This is a genomic window from Nocardia sp. XZ_19_385, from assembly GCF_015355755.1.
GTDB lineage: Bacteria > Actinomycetota > Actinomycetes > Mycobacteriales > Mycobacteriaceae > Nocardia.
This window is the reverse complement of the sequence record NZ_JACVEE010000002.1, coordinates 256794-278085: the sequence shown is the minus strand read 5'-3', so window position 1 is coordinate 278085 and position 21292 is coordinate 256794. Positions and strand designations below refer to the sequence as shown.

Sequence of the window (21292 nt, the reverse complement as noted above, 5' to 3'; positions counted from 1 at the left end):
AAGTATATGAGTGACACGGAAACCGGCACGACAGACGAAGCGGTGTCGTTAGCCAAGGACTCCGCACCGGAGGCAACCGAAGCCCCGAAAGAGCCGGTAGCGGAGTTGAAAACGCCGGAGCCGCGCGTCTCGGCGCGCACCCGCGCGATTGCCTTGCGCGCCGCCGCGGGCGTCGCGATCGGTGCTGCCGTCGCCACCTCGGTCTACTTCTTCCTACAGGATCGCCAGGGCGACAAACTGATCCAAGCCCGCGAGGACGCCCAAGCCGCCGCGTGCAAGTACGCTCCGATCCTGTCCGACTACGACGCCAAGAATCTGGACACCTATTTCGCGGCGGTCCTCGATGGCGCCACCGGCGACTGGAAGAAGCAGTTCGGCGACACCAGCAAGGAACTGAAAGAAGTTCTCTCCCAAGGCCAGGTGGTCTCGAAGACCACCGACGTCCAGTGCGCCATCAAGACCGGCGACGAGAACTCCGCGGAGGCCATCGTCGTCATCGGCCAGACCATCACCAGCCTCGGCACCCAGGGCAAGCCTGCCCCCGGTCAGCTCTCCATGGTGATGCGCCTGGAGAAGGCCGACGGCAAGTGGCTGGTCAACAAGGTCAACTCACCCCTGGCTCCCGGCCAGCAGCAGTAGTCAGGCGGCGGGCCGCCCGAAGAGGATGACCTGCATCAGCCGGGTGACCCGGGAGCGGTCACAGATCGGGTTGTCGGGGCCGAGCCACTGGCCCAGGTCGACCACCAGCGCGAGGGCGGCGTGCACCAGGACCCGGGCTTCGGCGGCGGTCAGCTCCGGGCGCACGCCGGCGAGGAGCTTGGCCCACTCTTCGACGTTGAGCCGCTGGATGTTTCGCAGCACGGTGCGGTCGTCGGCAGGGACGTTGCTGATCTCGGCGTAGTAGACGAAGGTCAGCTCGCGTTCTTCGAACGATCCGGCTACGTATAACTCGATCAGCGTGGTGAGGGCCTGCTCGGGGCCGTCGGACTCGGCGATGGCGGGTCCGATCGCCGCCGAAACCCGGTCTGCCGCACGGCGGAACGCGGCGGCGAGGATGTCGCCCTTGCCGCGATAGAACCGGTACACCGCCGAGGAGGCGGGCAGCCCGGCGGCGGTGGCGATGTCTTCGACGCTCACGTTGGGGTAACCGCGCTCATGGAACAGTTCGATAGCGCGCTTCAGCAAGAGTTCGTGTTTGAACGTGAGCGGAACCTCCGATGTGCCAACGGGTTCCGGCTCGTCGCGGATTGGGGGCAGGTCGGCTTCGAAGACGGCCGCGCAGGCCGACCGCAGCAGGTTCGCCAGTGCGCGTGCGGGCACCGAGACGTGGTGATCGGAGATGCTGCCGATCACGCTCAACGCGGCGGTCGCCAATACCGCGCGGTCCGCGCCGTCCAGATCATTCCGCGTTTCCCCGAGCAGCTTGCCGAGTACCGCGTAGGTGCGGACCAGGTGCTCGATCAGGATTTGATAGTCGTCCGGCTCCAGGTAACGGCTCTGCCAGCGCAGCAGTGCGGCGCTGCGGCGATTGGTGATCGACTTGGCGATCAGCGCATCGACGATGTGCTGAAGCTGATGTGCCGCAGTGGAACTCGCGAGCGCCGGGGGCAGCCGCACCGCCTCCGCGCTGAGCGCGCTCAGGCGCAGCGCCTCTTCCCGGAACAGCGCGTACTTGCTGGGGTAGTGCCGGTAGAGCGCCGTGGAGGTGATGTCGAGCCGGGACGCGATGTCCTCCATGCTCACCCCGTGATAGCCGAGCGCGCCGAACGCCTCCGCCGAGGCGGCCGCGATCTGGGCCCGCCGATCGCGCGGCCGCCGGCGTACCCGGGGCGTCTCACCTTCGCGCGCGGCGCGGCGATTCTCGGCACTCATCCCGCGATGTTATCCCACGCGAACGCACGGAACAGCGCGTTACAACAAAGCCCCAAGATGGTCTGGAGCACGGCATCTTCCAAAAAGTCTGCAAAGAATTGCCGTTAACATTGACAGCGGGCGGTTGTTACTTTCCGGGCCGCCCGAACAGCACCAGTTCCATCAGCGCGCACACTCGCGCCTGCCCCGCGAACGGTTCCGCATCGAAGGCCCGGCCGAGGTCCACCACGATCGCGAACGCCGCGTGGATCAGGAAGCGCGCCTCGGCGGGCGAGAGTTCCGGTCGCACCTCGCGCAGCAGCCGCGCCCACTCCTCGACGCTGAGCCGCTGGATATTGCGCAGCACCGTCCGGTCCTCCGGCGGAACATGCTGGAACTCCGTGTAATACACGAAGGTGAGGTCGCGCTCGGCGAACGAACCCGAGACATAGTGGGTGATCAACGCGCGCAGCGCCGCCTCGGGGCTGTCGGCCGCGGCCACCGCGGGACCGATCGCGCCGGAGACTCGTTCGGCGGCCCGCCGGAACGCCGCGGACAGCAGATCGGACTTGCCGCGATAGAACCGGTACACCGCCGATGCGGCGGAAAGCCCTGCGGCGGTGGCGATTTCCTCGACGCTGACATTCGGGTAGCCGCGCTCGTGGAACAGTTCCACCGCTTTGCGCAGCAGCAGCTCGTGCTTGAAGGAATCGGGGATCTCCGCGGCCACAAGCGGTTCCGCGGCCACGGCCGGGGGCAGGTCGGCCTCGGCCACCGTCCAGCAGGCCGAACTCAGCAGTCGGGCAAGCGGTTTCGCAGGCATCGAAGCGTGATGGTCGGCAATGCTGGTGATCGTGCTCAGCAGGGCGACGCGCAGTGCCCGACGGTCGTTTTCGTCGAGTTCCGGTCGTAGCGCGGCCAATTGGGCGCCGAGAGCATCGAGCACCTTGGTTTGCAGACCGGCCAGGATCTCCTGGTCCTGCGGCTCCAGGTAGCGGCCTTCCCAGCGCACCAGGGTGACACTGGCGCGGTTCTCGATGGTCGAGCCGATGAGCGCATCGATCACCTGACGCAAACGCTGCTCCGGCGCATCCTCCTCGGGCAGGCGCACCGATTCTGTCATCGCGTTGCCGACGCGCAGCAGTTCCTCGCGGAACAGCGCGTACTTGCTCGGAAAGTGCCGGTACAGCGCGGCCGAGCTGATGCCGAGCCCGGAGGCGATGTCCTCCATGCTCACGCCGTGATAGCCCAGCGACCCGAACGCGGCGGCCGACGCGGCCGCGATCTGGGCGCGCCGATTCTTGGGCCGGCGCCGAACCTCACGTGGTGCCGGGTCGCCGCTGACCGCCTTACGCGCCGTACGGCGATTGTCGACACTCATGCCGCACATGGTATCGGCCTGCTCCGGACGGTGATTTGCCCAGGTCGCCGAGCACGGCCGACAAGGTTCGCCTTGCTAACATCACGTCTTGTGCAGAAGCTCTTCCTCGTCACCGCGGTGACCGCCGCTGCGTTGAGCCTGGCCGCGTGTGGCGGCGACATCGCGACCGCCGCACCCGCCGCATCCGAAGCCCCCATTCCCGTGACCACCGCCGCCCCGGCCGCCACCGTCGAACCGACGGCCGTGATCATGATCGACCCCGACGGCGACAAGTGGAACCGCGCCCGCACCATCCGCGAAGCCCGCCAGCTCGCCGAATCCGTCCGCGAATCCGGCACCCAGCTCCCCGCCAACTTCTGCGACCAGGGCTACATCGAAGGTATCGAGGGCGGCGGGCAGTTCCCGTCCGGCCGGCAGGCCTGGCTGGACGCCTGCGAAGAAGGCGTGCGCCAAGCGAGCTAATCGTCGGGTGCGTTGGTGTCGTAGGTTGAGATGCCCAATTGCCTGCTGGCCTCGAGGAGTTGTTTGTCACCGGACGCCAGTACGAGATCGGCATCCTCCAGACTCTCGGCGGAAGCGCAGTGGACGGCGTCGTATCCGCGCAAGCCAAGTAGGGCAGTCAATTTCGCGGCATGGACGACCAGGTTCTCATCGACTTCGATGACTGCTATTTGCGGCCATAGCTGATCCAGTTGCCGTAGGCATGACGCGTGTTTCGCGGCATCCATGCGTCCCATCCGGTGTGCTCGGGTAAGTGCCGCAGCAGTTTCCACGTAAAGCAACCGACTCGAGAAGATATCGTCGGCATCGTCCCAGAACTGGTTGCACGCCTCGCTGCTCGGTTCATCGGCCAGCAAGGGGACGAAGGCGGAGGTGTCGAGGTACCCGATCATCTGCGCTGCTCATCGATGAGGTCGCTGACCATGCCTGTTCCTTTGATCGGCCCCGGGGCCGGCTCCTTCTTCTTGCGCGCAGGTTGAATCCGTCCTTCGCTGCGGAGCTGTTCCAACTTCGTCGGCCCGACCGGCACTATGCGGGCAATCGGTTTCCCGTGATCAGTGACGGTTACCGTCCGTCCTGAGCGCACCTCGGCCAGCTGACGGCTGAGGCTGTCTCGCAACTCTCGAATACCGATCTCCATGGCCGCTCCTTTATGGCTACATTTGCGCCTCAATTATAGCCACATAGGCGTCTGCTATGGGCGCTGTTGCACGTACCAATCCAGGAGGTCGGGGTTGTCGACTGCGCTGCGTTCTACTACTCGCGCCGGGTCCGCGCCCTGGAAGAGCTTCTTTATCGGGACCTCGAGCTTCTTGCCGGTGCGGGTGTGCGGAATGCCGGGGGCGAGCAGGATCTCGTCCGGGACGTGGCGGGGGGAGACTTCGGTGCGGATGGTGGTGTTGATGCGGGTCTTCAGGTCGTCGGTGAGGTCGGTGCCGGGGGTGAGGGTGACGAACAGGGGCATCCAGTAGCCGCCGTCGGGTTGTTCGGCGCCGATGACGAGGGCCTCGGTGATTTCGGGGAGGCGTTCGACGGCCTGGTAGATGTCGGCGCTGCCCATGCGGATGCCGTGGCGGTTCAGGGTGGAGTCGGAGCGGCCGTGCACGACGACGCTGTGGTGGTCGGTGATTTCGATCCAGTCGCCGTGCCGCCAGACGCCGGGGAACATGTCGAAATAGGCGTCGTGGTAACGGTTTCCGTCCGGGTCGTTCCAGAAGCGGATCGGCATGGAGGGCATGGGTTTGGTGATGACGAGTTCGCCGACCTCGCCGCGGACCGGCTTGCCTTCGGGGTCGAAGGCGTCCAGGGCGGCGCCGAGGTAGGGCGCGGACAGTTCGCCGGGCCAGACCGGAACGGTGCGGACGCCGCCGATGAATGCCGACACCACGTCGGTGCCGCCGCTGATCGACGAAACCTGCACGTGTGCACCGATGTTCTCGCCCAGCCAGAGCGCCGTGGACGGCGGCAGCGCGGAGCCGGTGATGCCGACGGTGCGCAGGGCGGTCAGGTCGTGGTCGGTGCGGGGGATCGCGCCCGCCTTGATGCAGGCCAGGACGTAGCCGGGGCTGGTGCCGAGCACGGTGGCTCGCACCTCGGAAGCCATGCGCCACAGCGCATCTGGGCTGGCATGGGTGGGGCTGCCGTCGTAGGTGACGATGGTGGCGCCGGTCAGCAGACCGGCGACCTGGAAGTTCCACATCATCCAGCTCGGGCTGGTGTACCAGAAGAAGGTGTCGTCCGGTCCGATATCCGATTGCAGCGCCACGGCTTTGAGGTGCTCGAGCACCACACCGCCGTGACTGTGCACGATGCCCTTCGGCAAACCCGTTGTGCCGGAGGAGAACACGATCCACAGCGGGTGATCGAAGTCGAGCACTTCGGTTTCGATGACCGCGGCGTTGTTGCCGGTGTCGGCGATCGCCTCGGCCCAGGAGATCGTTTCGGGAACCTCCAAGCCCAGTTGCGAGACCGCGATGGTGGCCTTCAGGGACTCCAATCCTGCTTGCAGGGCAGCGATGTCGTCCCGCTTGTCGTGCGCTTTGCCGCCGAAACGGTAGCCGTCAGCGGTGATCAGCACGGTGGGTTCGAGCTGGCCGAGCCGGTCCAGAGCCGCCTTGGCCGAATAGTCCTGGCCGCAGGCGCTCCACACCGCGCCGATGCTCGCGGTCGCCAAGAATGCGATCACTGCTTCCGGGATGTTCGGCAGGTATCCGGCCACCCGATCACCCGGCTGCACACCGAGTTCGCGCAGCGACCGGGCGAAAGCGGCAGTGCTGTCGATCAATTCGGCCCAGGACACCTCGCGCGGCTCGGCGTCCTCCCGGAGCGCGATGATGGCGGGCCGGTCCGTGCGGAACTGCCGGACGATCTGGTCGGCGTAGTTCAGCTTGGTGCCCGGGAACCACTGTGCCCCGGGCATTTCCGTGCTCGTCAGCACTTCTCCATCGATCGCGCCGAGCTCGAAATAGTCCCACAGTGCGTGCCAGAAGCCGGGCAGGTCGTCGACCGACCACTGCCACAGCGCCCGATAATCCGGCGCCGCCACACCCGTCCGGGCCTCGACGAATCGCGCGAAATCGGTGACTCGGGCTTCGGCGATATCGGCTTCGGTGGGCACCCACTGTGGTTGCATCGCTGTACCTCTCCTTGCTGACTAGCTGATTTGTGCGCGCCGCAGGACCTGCTCGGCATGGCGCAGGACCGGTGCGTCGACCATCCGGCCCTCGAACGCGAAGACGCCGCGGTGGTTCGGCACCTCGGCGAGAACCTTGCGGGCCCAATCGATCTCGTCGTCCGAGGGCGCGTAGGCCGTCCGGATGACCGGGACCTGGCTGGGATGAATCGCCACCTTGGCGTCGAAGCCCACCGCCACCGCGTCCTCCGACTCGGCGCGCAACCCGTCCAGGTCACGAAAGTTCAGGTACACCGAGTCGAGCGCGAACTTGCCGTAGGCCTTGGCCGCGAGCAGCGCGGTGGAGCGAACATGCCGTGCCACTTCACGGTAACTGCCGTCGGCGAACCGGCTGGAGGTGCCGCCGAGTCCGGCCACCAGATCCTCGGCGCCCCACATCACGCCGATGGCGTTGTCGACGTGCACGGCTTCGGCGACGGTCAGTGCGCCCAGCGGGGACTCGATCAGGACGATCACCTCGCAGTGCGCGAGCGCCCGGACCTGTTCACCCGATTCGCATTTCGGCAGCATGATCCGCCGGTACCCGGTTTGCGCCAGCGCATGCAGGTCGAGGGCGTGCTCCTCGGTCCCGTACGGATTGAGCCGCACCACGGTGGTTTCCGGATCCAAGGAGGTGTCGACCAGCGCTTTGCGCGCCGCCGCCTTGTCGGCGGCGGCCACACCGTCTTCGAGATCGAGGATCACCACATCGGCTGCCGCCGCGGCCTTTTCGAAGCGCTCCGGACGATCGGCCGGACAGAACAACCAGGCCGGTCCGGCAATCTCCCAACTCATGCGGGCCGCTTTCGGACCAGCGTGCTGCGGGTGGCGGTGGCCACGACATCGCCGTGCTGATTCCGCGCGGTATGCACCAGCGTCACAATCCCTTCGCCCGGACGGGATTTCGATTCCCGCTTCTCGGTGACAACGGTCTCGGCATACATGGTGTCGCCGTGGAACAGCGGCTTCGGGAAGCTGACCTCGGAGAACCCGAGATTGGCCACCAGCGTGCCCTGGGTCAGCTGCGCCACCGACAACCCGATCAGGGTGGACATCGTGAACATCGAGTTCACCAGCCGCTGGTTGAACGGCGGCTGGTTGTCGGCGAAGGCCGCGTCCAGGTGCAGCGCCTGGGTGTTCATGGTCAGCGTGGTGAACAGGACATTGTCGGCCTCGGTGATGGTGCGTCCGGGCCGGTGCTGGTAGACGACCTCGGTTTCGAATTCCTCGAACCAGAGACCGCGCTGTTCGATCTTTTTCACAGACCTAGCTCCCGCCCGATCAGCATCAGCTGCACCTCCGTTGTGCCCTCGCCGATTTCCAGGATCTTGCTGTCGCGATAGTGCCTGGCGACAGCGTATTCGTTCATGAAGCCGTAGCCGCCGAAAATCTGGGTGGCGTCGCGGGCGTTGTCCATCGCCGCCTCGCTGGCCACCAGTTTGGCGATGGCGGCCTGCTTCTTGAACGGTTTGCCCGCGAGCATCAGCGCGGCGGCGTCGTAGTAGGCGGTGCGGGCCGCGTGCGCCCGGGCCTCCATTCTGGCGATCTTGAAGGCGATGGCCTGGTTGCGGCCGATGGTCCGGCCGAACGCCTCGCGCTCCTTGGCGTAGCGCACGCTCTCGTCCACGCACCCCTGCGCCGCGCCGACCGACAGCGCGGCGATCGCGATGCGGCCCTCGTCCAGGATGCGCAGGAAGTTGGCGTAACCGCGGCCGCGTTCTCCGAGCAGATTCTCCTCGGGGACCCGCACGTCGGTGAAGCTGAGCGGATGGGTGTCGGAGGCGTTCCAGCCGACCTTGTTGTAGGCCGGTTCGGCGACGAACCCCGGGGTGTCCGTGGGCACCAGGATGGTGGAGATCTCCTTCTTGCCCTCGCGCTCGCCCGTTACCGCGGTCACGGTCACCAGGCGGGTGATGTCGGTGCCGGAGTTGGTGATGAACTGCTTGCTGCCGTTGATGATCCAGTCGCCGCTGTCGATCCGGGCGGTGGTGCGAGTGGCGCCCGCGTCGCTGCCGCCGCCGGCTTCGGTCAGGCCGAACGCGGCGAGGGCGCGCCCGGCGGTCAACTGCGGCAGCCATTCCTGCTTCTGCTTGTCGTTGCCGAAGCGGTAGATCGGCATCGCACCCAGCGAGACACCGGCCTCCAGGGTGATCGCGACGCTCTGGTCGACTTTGCCGAGCTCCTCGAGCGCCAGGCAGAGCGCGAAGTAGTCACCGCCCATGCCGCCGAACTCCTCCGGGAACGGCAGGCCGAACAGGCCCATCTCGGCCATGCCCTTGACGACCTCGTACGGGAAGGTGTGGTTGGCGTCGTGTTCGGCGGCGACCGGGGCCACGACCGAATTGGCGAAGTCGCGCACGGTCAGGGCCAGGTCGCGGTAGTCCTCGGGGAGGGTGCCGGTCGATAGGAAGTCGGTCATGCTGGAAGTCCTTCTGGTGCGGGAGTGTTCGATGCGGCGATACGGGCCAGGGGCTGATCCAGGCGGACCTGCGTGCCCGCCGCCGCGAGAATGTCGACCGTTCCGGCGGTCGGCGCGGTGAGCGTGTGCTCCATCTTCATGGCCTCGACGACCACGATCGGCGCACCCGCCTCGACGGTGGCGCCCGGCTCGACGAGCACCGCGATCACCGAACCCGGCATGGGGCTGCGGATTTCGGCGTCGCCGACCTGTTCGGCGCCCTTGCGGACGCGTTCTTCGGGAACCTCGCGCAGCATCGCGATACCGGTGGGGCCCGAAACCCACAGCTGCTCATCGTGTTCGGCGACTCGGTAGTCCTGACGCAGCCCGTCCAGGGTGATGGCAACGCCGCCGTCCACGTAAGTGGCTGTGAGCGGCAGTGGTTCGCCGCTGTTCAGGTGTACGGTGGCCGCCTCGGGCGTGCCGGTGAAGTACACGTGCTCGGTGCGCTCACCACCGGTGAGCCGAATGGTGGTGGGTGCGGGGGACCCGATCCGCCAGCCGGTCGGCATGGTCCACGGATCCGCCGAACCGGTCGGCCAGTTCCGCAGCCAGTGATAGGTGGCCGCGGCGAGGAACATGTCGTCGCCGACCTCGGCCGGTTGGAAGTCGCCGACCCGGCGATCCAGCAGCGCGGTGTCGAGGCGACCGGCCGCCACATCCGGATCGGCCAGCAGGAATCGCAGGAATTCGATGTTGGTGGTGACGCCGAGCAGCACCGTATCGCCCAGGGCGCGATCGAGTTTCGCGATCGCGGCGGTCCGGTCGGCAGCGTGCGTGATGACCTTCGACAGCATCGGGTCGTAGTCGCTGCCGACCACGGTCCCGGTCCGAAGGCCCGAATCCACCCGGACGCCAGGGCCTTCCGGCTCCGACAGATCGAGCACCGTGCCGCCGGTCGGCAGGAATCCGCGACCGGGATCCTCGGCGTACACCCGCGCCTCGATGGCGTGCCCGGTCATGCGGATGTCTTCCTGCTCCACCGCGATCTTCTGGCCCGCCGCCACCCGCACCTGGCATTCCACCAGGTCCACGCCGGTGACCAGCTCGGTGACCGGATGCTCCACTTGCAGCCGCGTGTTCATCTCCATGAAGAAGAACTCGTCGGGGCGGTCCGCGGACACGATGAATTCGACGGTGCCCGCACCGACGTAGTTGACGCTGCGCGCCGTATTGCAGGCCGCCGCACCGATTCTGGCGCGGGTCGCGGCATCCAGCAGCGGTGAGGGCGCTTCCTCGATCACCTTCTGATGCCTGCGCTGCAAGCTGCATTCGCGTTCACCCAGATGCAGGACGTTGCCGAACTGATCGGCCAGCACCTGCACCTCGATGTGACGGGGACGGGTGACGAACCGCTCCAGGAACAGCGTGTCGTCACCGAACGCGGCGCCCGCCTCGCGCCGGGCGCTGACCAGCGCGGCGGGCAGTTGCGCCGGGTCCTCGACCAGCCGCATGCCCTTGCCGCCGCCGCCCGCGGACGGCTTGACCAGCACCGGATAGCCGATGTCGGTGGCCGCCGCGATCAGCTCGTCGTCGGTCAGGCCGGGCCGGGCGATACCGGGCACCACGGGTACATCGAACGCGGCGACGGTGTTCTTGGCGGCGATCTTGTCGCCCATGATCTCGATCGCCCGCGCGGGCGGACCGAGGAACACGATCCCCGCCTCGGCCAGCACGGCGGCGAAAGCGGCGTTCTCGGAGAGGAATCCGTAGCCCGGGTGCACAGCTTGCGCGCCGGTGCGCACGGCCGCGGCGACGACTTTGTCGATGGCCAGGTAACTTTCGCGCGCGGGCGCGGGCCCGAGCCGAACTGCGGTGTCGGCCTCGAGCACGTGGCGTGCGTCGGCGTCGGCGTCGCTGTACACCGCGACGGATCGAATTCCCATGGCGCGCAACGTCCGGATGACGCGCACCGCGATCTCACCACGGTTGGCGACCAGTACGGTATCGAAACGCACCACGCCCCCGTCATCCCGGCGTGCTTTTGGCCGGGATCCATCAAACTCGTTGAACATGTCGCTCACATCCGGAAGACGCCGTAGGAAACGGGTTCGAGCGGCGCTTGCGCGCACACCGAAAGGGCAAGTCCGAGCACTGTTCTGGTGTCGGCGGGGTCGATCACGCCGTCATCCCAGAGCCGGGCGGTGGAGTAGTACGGGTTGCCCTGGTGTTCGTACTGATCGCGGATCGGCGCCTTGAACGCTTCCTCGTCCTCGGCCGACCACGGCTGCCCGTTCGCATCCAGCTGATCGCCGCGCACGGTCGACAGCACCGAGGCCGCCTGCTCGCCGCCCATCACCGAGATGCGCGCGTTCGGCCACATCCACAGGAACCGCGGCGAATACGCGCGCCCGCACATGGAGTAGTTGCCCGCGCCGTAGGAGCCGCCGATCACCACGGTCAGCTTCGGCACCCGGGCGCACGCGACCGCGGTCACCATCTTCGCGCCGTGCTTGGCGATGCCGCCGGCCTCGTAGTCGCGGCCCACCATGAAGCCGGTGATGTTCTGCAGGAACAGCAGCGGGATCTTGCGCTTGTCGCACAGTTCGATGAAATGCGCGCCCTTCTGGGCGGATTCGCCGAACAGCACGCCGTTGTTGGCGACGATGCCGACCGGGTGGCCGTGGATCCGGGCGAAACCGGTGACCAGGGTCTTGCCGTATTCGGCCTTGAACTCGTGGAAACCCGTGGCGCCGTCGGTGATCCGGGCGATGACCTCGCGCACGTCATAGGGCGTGCGGAGATCGGTGGGCACGACGTCGTACAGCTCGGACTCCGGCGCCGCGGGCGCGGTAGTCGGCAGCACGTCCCACGGGCTCGACGGGCGCGGGCCGAGCGTGGCCACGATCCGGCGCACGATGCGCAGCGCGTCCTGATCGTCCTCGGCCAGATGGTCGGTGACTCCGGAAGTGCGGGAATGCAATTCACCGCCGCCGAGCTCCTCGGCCGTGACCACCTCGCCGGTCGCGGCCTTCACCAGCGGCGGGCCGCCGAGGAAGATCGTGCCCTGATTGCGCACGATCACCGCCTCGTCGCTCATCGCGGGCACGTACGCGCCACCGGCGGTGCAGGAGCCCAGCACCGCCGCGATCTGCGGAATGCCCTGGGCGCTCATGGTCGCCTGGTTGTAGAAGATGCGGCCGAAGTGCTCCCGGTCCGGGAACACCTCGTCCTGGCGGGGCAGGAACGCGCCGCCCGAATCGACCAGGTAGAGGCACGGCAGCTTGTTCTGCAGCGCGACTTCCTGGGCGCGCAGATGCTTCTTCACCGTCATCGGGTAGTAGGTGCCGCCCTTGACCGTCGCATCGTTGGCGACGATCACGCACTCGCGTCCCGAGACCCGCCCGATGCCGGTGATGATGCCCGCGCCCGGGCATTCGTCGTCGTACATGCCGGTCGCCGCGAGCGGGGACAGCTCCAGGAACGGGCTGCCCGGATCGAGCAGCTGATCCACCCGCTGCCGGGGGAGCAGCTTGCCGCGCGCGATATGCCGCTCGCGGGCCTTGGCCGGGCCGCCGAGCGCGGCCGTGGCCAGCCGCTCGCGCAGGTCACCGGTCAGCGCCTCGAGAGCGCTGCGGTTCCCCGTCTGTTGAGTAACCACCATCACGGAAGTCCTGTCGGTCAGTTAGTCGCCGATAACTGGAATTCAGGTTAATCTTGATTAACCGAGTTGTCCAGGACGGTCGAGAGGAGCGTGTGTGACCAGCGTGGACCCTGTCGCGCCCACCCGCCGCGAGCAGTTGAAGGCACAGCGGCGCGGTCAGCTGCTGGAAGCCGGTGCCCGGTTGATCGCCGAGCGCGGGTTCCTCGGCATGCGCCTGGACGACCTGGGCGCGGCCGTCGGGATCAGCGGGCCCGCGGTCTACCGGCATTTCCCGAACAAGGAAGCGCTGCTGGTCGAGCTCCTCGTGGGAGTCAGCCAGCGGCTGTTCGACGGCGGCAAGGCCGTGGTGGCCGGCGCCGCTTCGGCGGAAGACGCCTTGAGCGCGCTGGTCGACTTCCACCTGGACTTCGCGCTCGGCGATCCCGAACTCATCCGCATCCAGGACCGCGACCTCGAGAACGTCCCGGTCGCTCCGCGGCGGGAGCTGCGCCGCACCCAGCGGCAGTACGTCGAGGTATGGGTCGGGGTGCTGCAGGAGCTGCATCCGGAGCTCGCCGAGGAGACGGCGCGGGTGCAGGCGCACGCCGCCTTCGGCCTGATGAACTCGACGCCGCACAGTGCGTCGTCCCGGGGGACCGCCGCCCGCGCCCGGCCGATCCTGCGGCAGATGGTGCTGGCGGCGCTGGGCTAGGAGGACGGCCGCCCCTCACACGGCCGCTCTCCGTTCATCGGGCGCTCCAGCCTCCGTCCATCGTGTAGGACGCCCCGGTGACCATGCCCGCTTCCGGCGAGACGAGCCAACCGACCAGGGACGCAACCTCTTCCGGCTCGACCAGGCGTTTGACGGCGCTCTCCGTGAGCATGATCTTCTCGATCACCTCTTGCTCGGGGATCCCGTGGGTGCGGGCCTGATCGGCGATCTGCTTGTCCACCAACGGTGTTCGCACATACCCGGGATTGACGCAATTGCTGGTCACCCCCTGCGGACCGCCTTCGAGCGCGGTCACCTTCGAAAGGCCTTCCAGGGCATGCTTGGCCGTCACGTAGGCCGCCTTGTAGGCGGAGGCGCGCAGGCCGTGCACCGACGAGATATTGACGATCCGGCCGAATCCGTTGCGGTACATGTGCGGCAGTGCCGCGCGGATCAGCAGGAACGGCGCCTCCACCATGAGGGTGAGCAGGTGGCGGAACTGTTCGGGCGGAAAATCCTCGATCGGTGAGATGCGCTGCACCCCGGCGTTGTTCACCAGGATGTCGATGTCGAGCCGGCGGTCTTCCAGCGCGGTGACGTCGAGAAGATCTACCGCCCAAGCCTTTCCGCCCAGTTCATGAGCGAGTTCCTTCGCGCCGGTCTCATCGATGTCGGCGATGGTGACGGTGGCGCCGCGTGCGGCGAGCAGCCGGGCACAGGCCGCGCCGATGCCGCTCGCACCGCCGGTGACCAGCGCGGATCTACCGGTCAGGTCACTCATTTGGCCACCGCGGGCTCAGCGATCATGGCACGGTCCGCCGCGTCGACGCTGGCGAGATCCAAACCCTTTGTCTCCTTGGCGAAGAACACCGCGATGACCGTCACGGTGGCGGCGCCCGCGAGATACCAAGCGATCGGTACCGCGGAGTCGAAGGTGTTCAACAGTCGTACCGCGATGATCGGCGCCAGCGAACCCGCCACGATCGAGGTCACCTGATAGCCCAGGGACACACCGGAATACCGCATCCGGGTCGGGAACATCTCCGCCATGATGGCCGGTTGGGCGGCGTACATCAGGGCATGGAACACCAGGCCGATGATGATCGCGGACATGATGACCACGTTGTGGCCGCTGTCCATCATCGGGAAGGCGAAGAAGCCCCAGGTGCCCCCGGTGATCGCGCCGACGAGATAGACCGGGCGCCGGCCGAATCGGTCGCTGAGGTACCCGGCCGCGGGGATCGCGAAGAAGTGCACGGCGTGCGCGGCGAGCAGCCACCACAGGATCACCTTGGTGTCGGTGCCGACTTGCACCTTGAGGTAGGTGATGGTGAAGGTGACGACCAGGTAGTAGAGGATGTTCTCGCCGAACCGCAGGCCCATCGCGGTGAAAACGCCACGGGGATAACGCTTCATGACCTCCACCACGCTGAACGAGGTGGCCTTGATCTGCTCCATCTCCTGCTGCGCGGCGACGAAGATCGGGGCGTCGGTGACCTTGGTGCGGATGTAGTAGCCGACCAGGACGACGACCGCCGACAGCCAGAAGGCCACGCGCCAGCCCCAACTCAGGAACGCGGCATCCGATAGGGTCGAGGTCAGGACCAGCAGGGCCAGGGTGGCGAGCAGATTACCCACGGGCACACCGGCTTGCGGCCAGCTCGCCCAGAAGCCGCGCCTGGCGTTCGGGCTGTGCTCGGCGACCAGCAGCACCGCGCCGCCCCACTCACCGCCCACCGCGAAGCCCTGGATGAAGCGGAGCGTGACCAGCAGAGCCGGTGCCCAGTAACCGATTTGGGCGAACGTCGGCAGACAGCCCATCAGGAAGGTGGCCGCGCCGACGAGCAGCAGACTGAACTGCAGCAGCTTCTTCCGGCCGTACTTGTCACCGAAGTGCCCGAACACGATGCCGCCCAGTGGGCGCGCCGCGAAGCCGACCGCGTAGGTGACGAACGCGGCCAGGATCGCATCCAGTTCGCTGGTGCCCTGGGCGAAGAACACCTTGCTGAACACCAGCGTGGCCGCGGTGCCGTAGAGGAAGAACTCGTACCACTCGACGACCGTGCCCGCCATGGAGGCGGCGACCACCCGTCTGAGTCCGGAAGGGTTATCACCCGGCTCGTTGCCGGTCGGCCGCACTGGATTGCGCACGCTCATCGAACATCTCCTCACGCTCGGCGCCCATACCTCAGTGTTCTTGCTGTGATGGGCCCCACAATTTCTAGCTGGGGATGAGTATTCGTGCAGATCTGTTCGGTCCGCAATGGCCAAATCCGCACGGGCAGTCTGCAAGGATGCAGATATGAGCTCCGGTCGACCCAGTGCCGACGACCTGTTGATCCTGCTCGCGGTCGGCCGGTCCGGCCGGTTCGTCTCCGCGGCCGACGAGCTGGGGCTGAACCACACCACGATCTCCCGGCGCATCGCGGCGCTCGAGGAAACCCTCGGCGGACGGGTGCTGACCCGGGTTACCGGCGGGTGGGAACTGACAGATCTCGGGCGCGAAGCGCTGGTCGCCGCCGAAGCGGTGGAATCGGCGGTGAAATCCTTGACCGCCGACGCCGGCGGCACCCGGGTCCTGGAAGGCGTCGTCCGGATCTCGGCCACCGACGGATTCAGCGCCTACCTGGCCGCGCCCGCCGTCGCCGAGGTGCAGCGGCAGCATCCCGGCATCTCCGCCGAAATAGTGACCGCCACCCGGCGCGCCTCGCAGCAGCGTTCCGGACTGGACCTCGAGATCGTCGTCGGCGAACCACAAGTACTGCGCGCCAAGGCTATTCGATTGGGCGACTACTGCCTCGGCCTGTACGGCTCGCGAGATTATCTGCGCGAGCACGGCACCCCGGGCTCGATGGAGGACCTGGCGCGCTACCCCCTGGTGTACTTCATCGACTCCATGCTCCAGGTCGACGACCTCGACGTGGCCGCGAACTTCGCCACCGCCATGCGCGAATCCATCACCTCCACCAATGTTTTCGTGCATGTCGAAGCCACCCGCGCCGCCGCCGGACTCGGCCTGCTGCCCTGCTTCATGGCCGACCGGCACCCCGATCTGCTGCGCGTCCTGCGGGACAAGATCTCCGTTCGCCTCACCTACTGGCTCGTCACCCGCACCGAAACCCTGCGTCGTCCGGAGGTCTCCGCGATTGTCGATGCCCTCTGCGCGCAGGTTCGAAGTCAGCGAAACATACTGCTTGGTTCGGCCGCCGGAACGCCGGTTCCCGCGAGGTATAACCTGGCGCAATCGGCCGCTCGTGAGGAATCCCTGTGAAATACGTGCCCCGCATCGCTCTCTTCCTGGCGATTCCGGCTCTGCTGTTCCTGCTCCCGTGGTGGACGCTGGTCGGCGCGACCAGTTCCGGCACGGCGTTCTGGATCGGCAGCGCGGTGTTCCTGGCCGGTTATGTGTGCCTGCCCGCGGCGATGTTCCGCGGCCACGGGCCCGCGCAGTCGGACGCGGCGTCCATCGTCGGCGACACCCTGCTCGGTGTGATGTGGGTGCTGTTCAGCTGGTCCTTGATCGGCAACATCGCCGGGCTCGGATTGCTGGCGGCCGGGGTGGACGATCCGACCCGCTCGCGGATGGTCGCGGCGGGCGTGCTGGCGGTGAGCGCGGCGCTGGTCGCCTACGGCATCTACGAGGCGCGGCGCGTGCCCCGGGTGCGCACGCTCGAGGTACCGATTCGCGACCTCGGCGCGGGCCTGGACGGGCTGCGCCTAGTGGTCATCACCGACACCCACTTCGCCGCGTTGAACCGGCTGCGCTGGTCGGAGCGGGTGGTCGAGGTCGTGAACGCGCTCGAGCCCGATATCGCCTGTCACGCGGGCGATCTCGCCGATGGCTCGGTCGCGAAACGGCATCCGCAGGTGGATCCGCTCGGCAAGGTCGAAGCCGCGCTGGGCCGCTTCTACATCACCGGCAATCACGAGTATTTCGGCGATGCCCAGGGCTGGATCGACCACATGGCGTCCATCGGCTGGCAGCCGATGCACAACCAGCACGAAACCGTCACCCGCGGCGGCGACCGGCTGGTGCTCGCGGGTATCGACGACCCGACCGGCGTCGGCCTGCCCGGACACGGGCCGAATCTGACGGCGGCCCTCGCGGGCGCGGAACCCGGCGTGCCGGTGGTCCTGCTCGCTCATCAGCCCCGCCAGGTCACCGAGGCCGCCGCGGCCGGGGTGGCGCTGCAGATCTCGGGCCACACGCACGGTGGTCAGATCTGGCCCTTCCACTACCTGGTCCGGCTGGAGCAACCGGTGGTCGCGGGACTGTCCTGGCACGGCGGCACTCAGCTCTACACGAGCCGGGGTACCGGATTCTGGGGCCCGCAGCTGCGGGTCTTCGCGCCGAGTGAGATCACGATGCTGGTGCTGCGAACCGCCTAGCCCCAGTCTTCGTATCGGTCAGGCGGCGCGGGCGGCAGCTCGGGACTGGGTGAGGACGCCGTCGGTCATGGCGTAGACCGAGGTCATCTGGTGCAGGTGGGTGCGGTCGTGGGTGACCAGGAGGGTGGCGGCGTGGTGGGTGTGGGCTACGTCGAGGATGAGGTCGATGATGGCGGCGCCTCGTTCGGTGTCGAGGGCGCTGGTGGGTTCGTCGATGACGAGCAGGGCCGGGTCGTTCATCAGGGCGCGGGCGATGTTGACGCGTTGGCGTTGGCCGCCGGAGAGTTGGGCGGGGCGCTTGGCGTGCTGGTCGGCGAGGCCGACGGCGGCGAGCAGATCCATTGCCTTGGTGCGGGTTTCGCGGCGTCGGGCCGGAGAGGTGAACCACTGCTGGCCGAGGTGGGACATGGCCTCGAGCTGTTCGACGGCGGTGAGTGCGGGGATCAGGTTCGGTTGCTGGAAGACGATGCCGATGGCGGCACGGCGCACGGCGGCGGCTTCGCGGCGGGTCAGCTGGGCGAGATCCATTGTGCGGTCCGGGGTTTCGAGACGGATGCGGCCGGAGTCCGGGCGGATCAGCGTGGAAGCGGCGGCGAGCAGGCTGGACTTGCCGGAGCCGGAAGGGCCGGTGATGGCGGCGATCTCGCCACCGCCGACGGTGAGGTGCACGCGATTCAGGGCGGTGAGGCGGTCGGCGCCATCGGGGTAGGTGAGGGTGACGTCTTCGACGGTGAGGGCAGTCATGGTGTGCTCCAACGGAATTAGCGGGCTGCGCCGAGTGCGGTGAGCGGGTCGGTGGTGAAAAGGAACCGCAGGGCGAACGCGGCGCCGAACAAGCCCAGGACGATGAGGGCGGCGGCCGGTAGCAGGGTGGTGGCCGGGCTCAGTACGAAGGGGAGTGCGTCGCCCATGAAAGTGGCTGCGACGACGGTGATTCCGAGGCCGAGCCCGACACCGGCGGCGAGCACGATCGCGGCCTGGGCGAGGGCGTCGCGGACCAGGGAGCCGGAGGTCGCGCCCAAGGCTTTCAAGGTGGCGATGTCGGGCATGCGCTGCACGGTCCACACCGTGAAGAACGCGCCGATCACCAACGCGGAGATGGCGAACAGCAGCACCGTCATCAGGGTGAGGGAACCGTTTTCGGCCTGGTAGGAGGCCAGCGCGCCGAGCGAACCGGACACGGTGGTCGTGGTGGTGTGGGCGGCGGCGTTCACCGCGTCCACGTCGGCGATGCCGGACACCGCGAGCACGGTCGCCTCGCCACCGCGTGGGCTCACCGATTGCCAGTCGGCGGGCGTCAGCCAGACCACGGGGGTGTGGCTGTACCAGTCGTCGCCGTTGACCGCGGCGACGGTGAAGGTCCGGCCGCCGAGGCTGACGGTGTCACCGGCCGCCGCGTGCAGGCTCTTCGCCGCGCCGTCGCTCAGGACGATGCTGCCCGTCTCGGTTGCCGCACGGTTGCCGACAGTGACGGGCACGGCACCGAAGAGGGCGACCTGTGCGGGCGGCGACCCGGCGTGATCGGCCTCGGCGCGGCTGATCCCGACCGGCTCGACTGTGCCGGTGGAACCGGCGGCCTGCTGCCACGCGGTCACCTGCTGCGGGCTCAGCGCGGACGCGTCGAACGACGGTCCCGCGCCGGTGTCGGCGAACACCAGCTGATCGGCCGACAGCGACTCGACCGCCGAAATATTCTGATGCGCGAGCCCGGCGGTGAGCCCGCCGAGGAAGCTCACCAGCAGCGCTACCAGCGTGACGACCAGTGCGATCAGGCCGAATCGGCCGCGTGCGGCCCGGAGATCCCGCAGTGCTACGAACATGACTTCACCCTCCCGCGAAACCGGATCGCGGGCATCGCGCGAGGGAACGAATGCGCCCCGATCGAAGGGCGGTCGGCCGATTACACCTTTCGGTGGATGCCATCGGGGTAGCCGCACATAAGCTGACAAGGTGCATTCTTCGCCGCTCACCCCTGTCTTCACCGCGCTGCGGCTGGGCCTGCATGTGCTGGTGACGGCGTTGGCGACGGTCACCGCCGTCCGCGCGCTGCTCCCGGAGGCCGAACACCCGGTCCCGGTGCTGCTGCTCGTCGCGGCCTTCCTTATTACCTACTTCGCGGGATCCAAAGTCGGCCGCCGGCCGGGTGGGATTCTGGCCTGGCTCGGGCTGCTCACGCTCCTGTGGCTCTGCCTGGTACCGCTCGCCCCGGACGCCGGGTACCTCGCGTTCGGCCTGTTCTTCCTTTATCTCCATCTGCTGCCGCGCCCGTGGAGCCTGCTCGCGGTGGTCGCGGCGACGGGCGTCGCCGTCGCCGGGTTCGGCACGCAGCGCGGCTGGTCGGTGGGCGGGGTGATCGGGCCGGTCATCGGTGCGGCCGTCGCTGTCGGCATCGGCCTGGGATACCAGGCACTGTTCCGGGAGTCGGCCGAGCGGCAGCGGCTCATCGACGAATTGCTCAGTACCCGGGAGACTCTCGCCGAGCAGGAACGCAATGCGGGCAAGCTGGCCGAGCGCGAACGTCTCGCGCAGGAGATCCATGACACCGTCGCGCAGGGGCTCAGCAGTATTCAGCTGCTGCTGCATGCCGCCGAACAGTCGGCCCCGGAACACCCCGCGCTGCAACAGATTCAGCTAGCCCGCGATACGGCTGCCGAGAATCTCGCCGAAACCCGCAGGCTGATCGCCGAATTGGCCCCCGCTGCCCTGGACGGCCAATCTCTCGCGCAGGCGCTGGAGCGGATTTGCCTACGCGCCGAAGGGGTTACGGCCCAGCTCGTGGTCGAAGGCGCCCCGGAGCGTCTGCCGATGCCGATCGAAGCCGCGCTGGTGCGCATTGCCCAGGGGGCGGTATCGAACGTCGTCCAGCACGCGCAAGCTGATCGAATGCGCCTCACCCTCACCTATTCCGGCGACGAGGTCCTACTCGACGTCGTCGACAACGGGGTCGGCATCGAGCCCGCGGTGCTCGAACACGCGCCCTCGGGCTCCTTCGGATTGGCCGCGATGCGGTCCCGGGTGGAGCAGCAGGGCGGTACGTTCGCGGTCGAATCCGAACCGGGCCACACCGCTGTCACGGTATCGTTCCCGCTGGATCCGGTTTCCACGGCGAACACGACGGGGGAGCGCGCATGATCCGCCTGCTGCTCGCCGACGACCACGCCATTGTGCGAGCCGGTTTGCGCGCACTGCTGGAAGGCAGCGGCGACATCACTGTTGTCGGGGATGTGCCTTCCGCCGAAGCGGCCGTTGCCTTTTGCGCGACCACCTCGGTCGACCTGGTGCTGATGGATCTGAGCTTCGGCCCCGGCCGCTCCGGTGTCGACGCCACCACCGAACTGCGCGCCCTCCCGCAACCGCCGAACATCTTGGTAGTCACCAACTATGACACCGACGCCGACATCCTCGGCGCCATCGAAGCGGGCGCCTGCGGCTACATCCTGAAGGACACCCCGCCCCCCGAACTGCTCGCCGCGGTCCGCTCGGCGGCGGCGGGTGAAAGCGTGCTGTCCCCGGCCGTGGCCTCGAAGCTGATGACTCGCGTCCGTCGCGCCGACACCACTCTGAGCCCCCGTGAAATCGAGGTGCTGCGCCTGGTCGCCGACGGGAAGTCCAATCGTGAGATCGCCAAGGAACTGTTCTTGAGCGAAACCACCGTCAAGTCCCACCTGGTGCACATCTACGCGAAACTCGGTGTCCGCTCGCGAACTTCAGCGGTGGCACGGGCCCGCGAGCAGGGCGCCATCTGA

21 protein-coding genes are annotated in these 21292 nt (G+C 67.6%); 7 read left to right on the top strand and 14 right to left on the bottom strand.

What is annotated here, in order from left to right:
• Positions 1-6: 6 nt before the first annotated feature.
• Positions 7-639, top strand: a complete 633-nt coding sequence (locus IBX22_RS13940) for a hypothetical protein (RefSeq protein ID WP_194816009.1) — start codon at positions 7-9, stop codon at positions 637-639.
• Here IBX22_RS13940 and IBX22_RS13935 read toward each other — a convergent pair whose 3' ends face one another.
• Together IBX22_RS13935 and IBX22_RS13930 are read right to left on the bottom strand one after the other, a co-directional pair.
• On the bottom strand, positions 640-1872 hold the full coding sequence (locus IBX22_RS13935; protein WP_194816008.1) for a TetR/AcrR family transcriptional regulator: 1233 nt from the start codon (positions 1870-1872) through the stop codon (positions 640-642). It lies immediately after the preceding gene.
• Positions 1873-1999: 127 nt separating this feature from the next.
• On the bottom strand, positions 2000-3232 hold the full coding sequence (locus IBX22_RS13930; protein WP_194816007.1) for a TetR/AcrR family transcriptional regulator: 1233 nt from the start codon (positions 3230-3232) through the stop codon (positions 2000-2002).
• Between the two features lie 90 nt (positions 3233-3322).
• On the opposite strand from IBX22_RS13930, the gene IBX22_RS13925 reads away from it, so the two are divergent.
• Positions 3323-3694 (top strand): hypothetical protein, encoded by a 372-nt coding sequence (locus tag IBX22_RS13925; RefSeq protein WP_194816006.1) that lies wholly within the window; start codon positions 3323-3325, stop codon positions 3692-3694.
• On the opposite strand, the gene IBX22_RS13920 is transcribed toward IBX22_RS13925, so the two are convergent.
• The 8 genes from IBX22_RS13920 to IBX22_RS13885 are packed head-to-tail and all read right to left on the bottom strand — an operon-like array spanning position 3691 to position 12466.
• A complete protein-coding gene (locus IBX22_RS13920) occupies positions 3691-4125 on the bottom strand; it encodes a type II toxin-antitoxin system VapC family toxin (protein WP_194816005.1) in 435 nt (144 codons plus the stop codon). The two genes, IBX22_RS13925 and IBX22_RS13920, sit on opposite strands and share 4 nt — an antisense overlap.
• Positions 4122-4373: a type II toxin-antitoxin system Phd/YefM family antitoxin gene (locus IBX22_RS13915; RefSeq protein WP_194816004.1), complete on the bottom strand. Its 252-nt coding sequence runs from the start codon at positions 4371-4373 to the stop codon at positions 4122-4124. The genes IBX22_RS13920 and IBX22_RS13915 overlap by 4 nt, the downstream gene beginning before the upstream one ends.
• A 54-nt stretch (positions 4374-4427) precedes the next feature.
• A complete protein-coding gene (locus IBX22_RS13910; protein ID WP_194816003.1) occupies positions 4428-6365 on the bottom strand; it encodes an acetoacetate--CoA ligase in 1938 nt (645 codons plus the stop codon).
• Between the two features lie 21 nt (positions 6366-6386).
• Positions 6387-7199 carry a CoA ester lyase gene (locus IBX22_RS13905; RefSeq protein ID WP_194816002.1) on the bottom strand — a complete coding sequence of 271 codons (813 nt, stop codon included), beginning with the start codon at positions 7197-7199 and terminating at the stop codon, positions 6387-6389.
• Positions 7196-7666 carry a MaoC family dehydratase gene (locus IBX22_RS13900; RefSeq protein ID WP_194816001.1) on the bottom strand — a complete coding sequence of 157 codons (471 nt, stop codon included), beginning with the start codon at positions 7664-7666 and terminating at the stop codon, positions 7196-7198. Before IBX22_RS13900 ends, IBX22_RS13905 begins: the two co-directional genes overlap by 4 nt.
• Positions 7663-8823 carry an acyl-CoA dehydrogenase family protein gene (locus IBX22_RS13895; RefSeq protein ID WP_194816000.1) on the bottom strand — a complete coding sequence of 387 codons (1161 nt, stop codon included), beginning with the start codon at positions 8821-8823 and terminating at the stop codon, positions 7663-7665. The genes IBX22_RS13900 and IBX22_RS13895 overlap by 4 nt, the downstream gene beginning before the upstream one ends.
• Positions 8820-10877: an acetyl/propionyl/methylcrotonyl-CoA carboxylase subunit alpha gene (locus IBX22_RS13890; protein WP_194815999.1), complete on the bottom strand. Its 2058-nt coding sequence runs from the start codon at positions 10875-10877 to the stop codon at positions 8820-8822. The genes IBX22_RS13895 and IBX22_RS13890 overlap by 4 nt, the downstream gene beginning before the upstream one ends.
• 5 nt (positions 10878-10882) lie before the next feature.
• The gene (locus IBX22_RS13885) at positions 10883-12466 is read right to left on the bottom strand and encodes a carboxyl transferase domain-containing protein (RefSeq protein ID WP_194815998.1); all 1584 of its coding nucleotides are present in this window, start codon (positions 12464-12466) and stop codon (positions 10883-10885) included.
• Between the two features lie 94 nt (positions 12467-12560).
• Here IBX22_RS13885 and IBX22_RS13880 point away from each other — a divergent pair, with 94 nt between their 5' ends.
• The gene (locus IBX22_RS13880) at positions 12561-13157 is read left to right on the top strand and encodes a TetR/AcrR family transcriptional regulator (protein ID WP_194815997.1); all 597 of its coding nucleotides are present in this window, start codon (positions 12561-12563) and stop codon (positions 13155-13157) included.
• A 34-nt stretch (positions 13158-13191) separates the two neighbouring features.
• Here IBX22_RS13880 and IBX22_RS13875 read toward each other — a convergent pair whose 3' ends face one another.
• Complete coding sequence (locus tag IBX22_RS13875) at positions 13192-13938, bottom strand: 3-hydroxybutyrate dehydrogenase (protein WP_194815996.1); 747 nt, start codon at positions 13936-13938, stop codon at positions 13192-13194.
• The gene (locus tag IBX22_RS13870) at positions 13935-15314 is read right to left on the bottom strand and encodes an MFS transporter (RefSeq protein WP_194815995.1); all 1380 of its coding nucleotides are present in this window, start codon (positions 15312-15314) and stop codon (positions 13935-13937) included. The genes IBX22_RS13875 and IBX22_RS13870 overlap by 4 nt, the downstream gene beginning before the upstream one ends.
• Positions 15315-15420: 106 nt before the next feature.
• Between IBX22_RS13870 and IBX22_RS13865 the strand changes: the two genes are divergently transcribed.
• Both IBX22_RS13865 and IBX22_RS13860 read left to right on the top strand, forming a co-directional pair.
• Positions 15421-16428, top strand: coding sequence for a LysR family transcriptional regulator (locus IBX22_RS13865; protein WP_194815994.1), 1008 nt, complete (start codon positions 15421-15423; stop codon positions 16426-16428).
• Positions 16425-17546 (top strand): metallophosphoesterase, encoded by a 1122-nt coding sequence (locus IBX22_RS13860; RefSeq protein WP_309234604.1) that lies wholly within the window; start codon positions 16425-16427, stop codon positions 17544-17546. Before IBX22_RS13865 ends, IBX22_RS13860 begins: the two co-directional genes overlap by 4 nt.
• A gap of 18 nt (positions 17547-17564) precedes the next feature.
• Here IBX22_RS13860 and IBX22_RS13855 read toward each other — a convergent pair whose 3' ends face one another.
• A complete protein-coding gene (locus IBX22_RS13855) occupies positions 17565-18290 on the bottom strand; it encodes an ABC transporter ATP-binding protein (RefSeq protein ID WP_194815993.1) in 726 nt (241 codons plus the stop codon).
• Between the two features lie 17 nt (positions 18291-18307).
• Complete coding sequence (locus IBX22_RS13850; RefSeq protein ID WP_194815992.1) at positions 18308-19366, bottom strand: ABC transporter permease; 1059 nt, start codon at positions 19364-19366, stop codon at positions 18308-18310.
• 130 nt (positions 19367-19496) lie between these two features.
• Here IBX22_RS13850 and IBX22_RS13845 point away from each other — a divergent pair, with 130 nt between their 5' ends.
• Both IBX22_RS13845 and IBX22_RS13840 read left to right on the top strand, forming a co-directional pair.
• Positions 19497-20678, top strand: a complete 1182-nt coding sequence (locus IBX22_RS13845) for a sensor histidine kinase (RefSeq protein ID WP_194815991.1) — start codon at positions 19497-19499, stop codon at positions 20676-20678.
• Positions 20675-21292 carry a response regulator transcription factor gene (locus IBX22_RS13840; protein ID WP_194815990.1) on the top strand — a complete coding sequence of 206 codons (618 nt, stop codon included), beginning with the start codon at positions 20675-20677 and terminating at the stop codon, positions 21290-21292. Before IBX22_RS13845 ends, IBX22_RS13840 begins: the two co-directional genes overlap by 4 nt.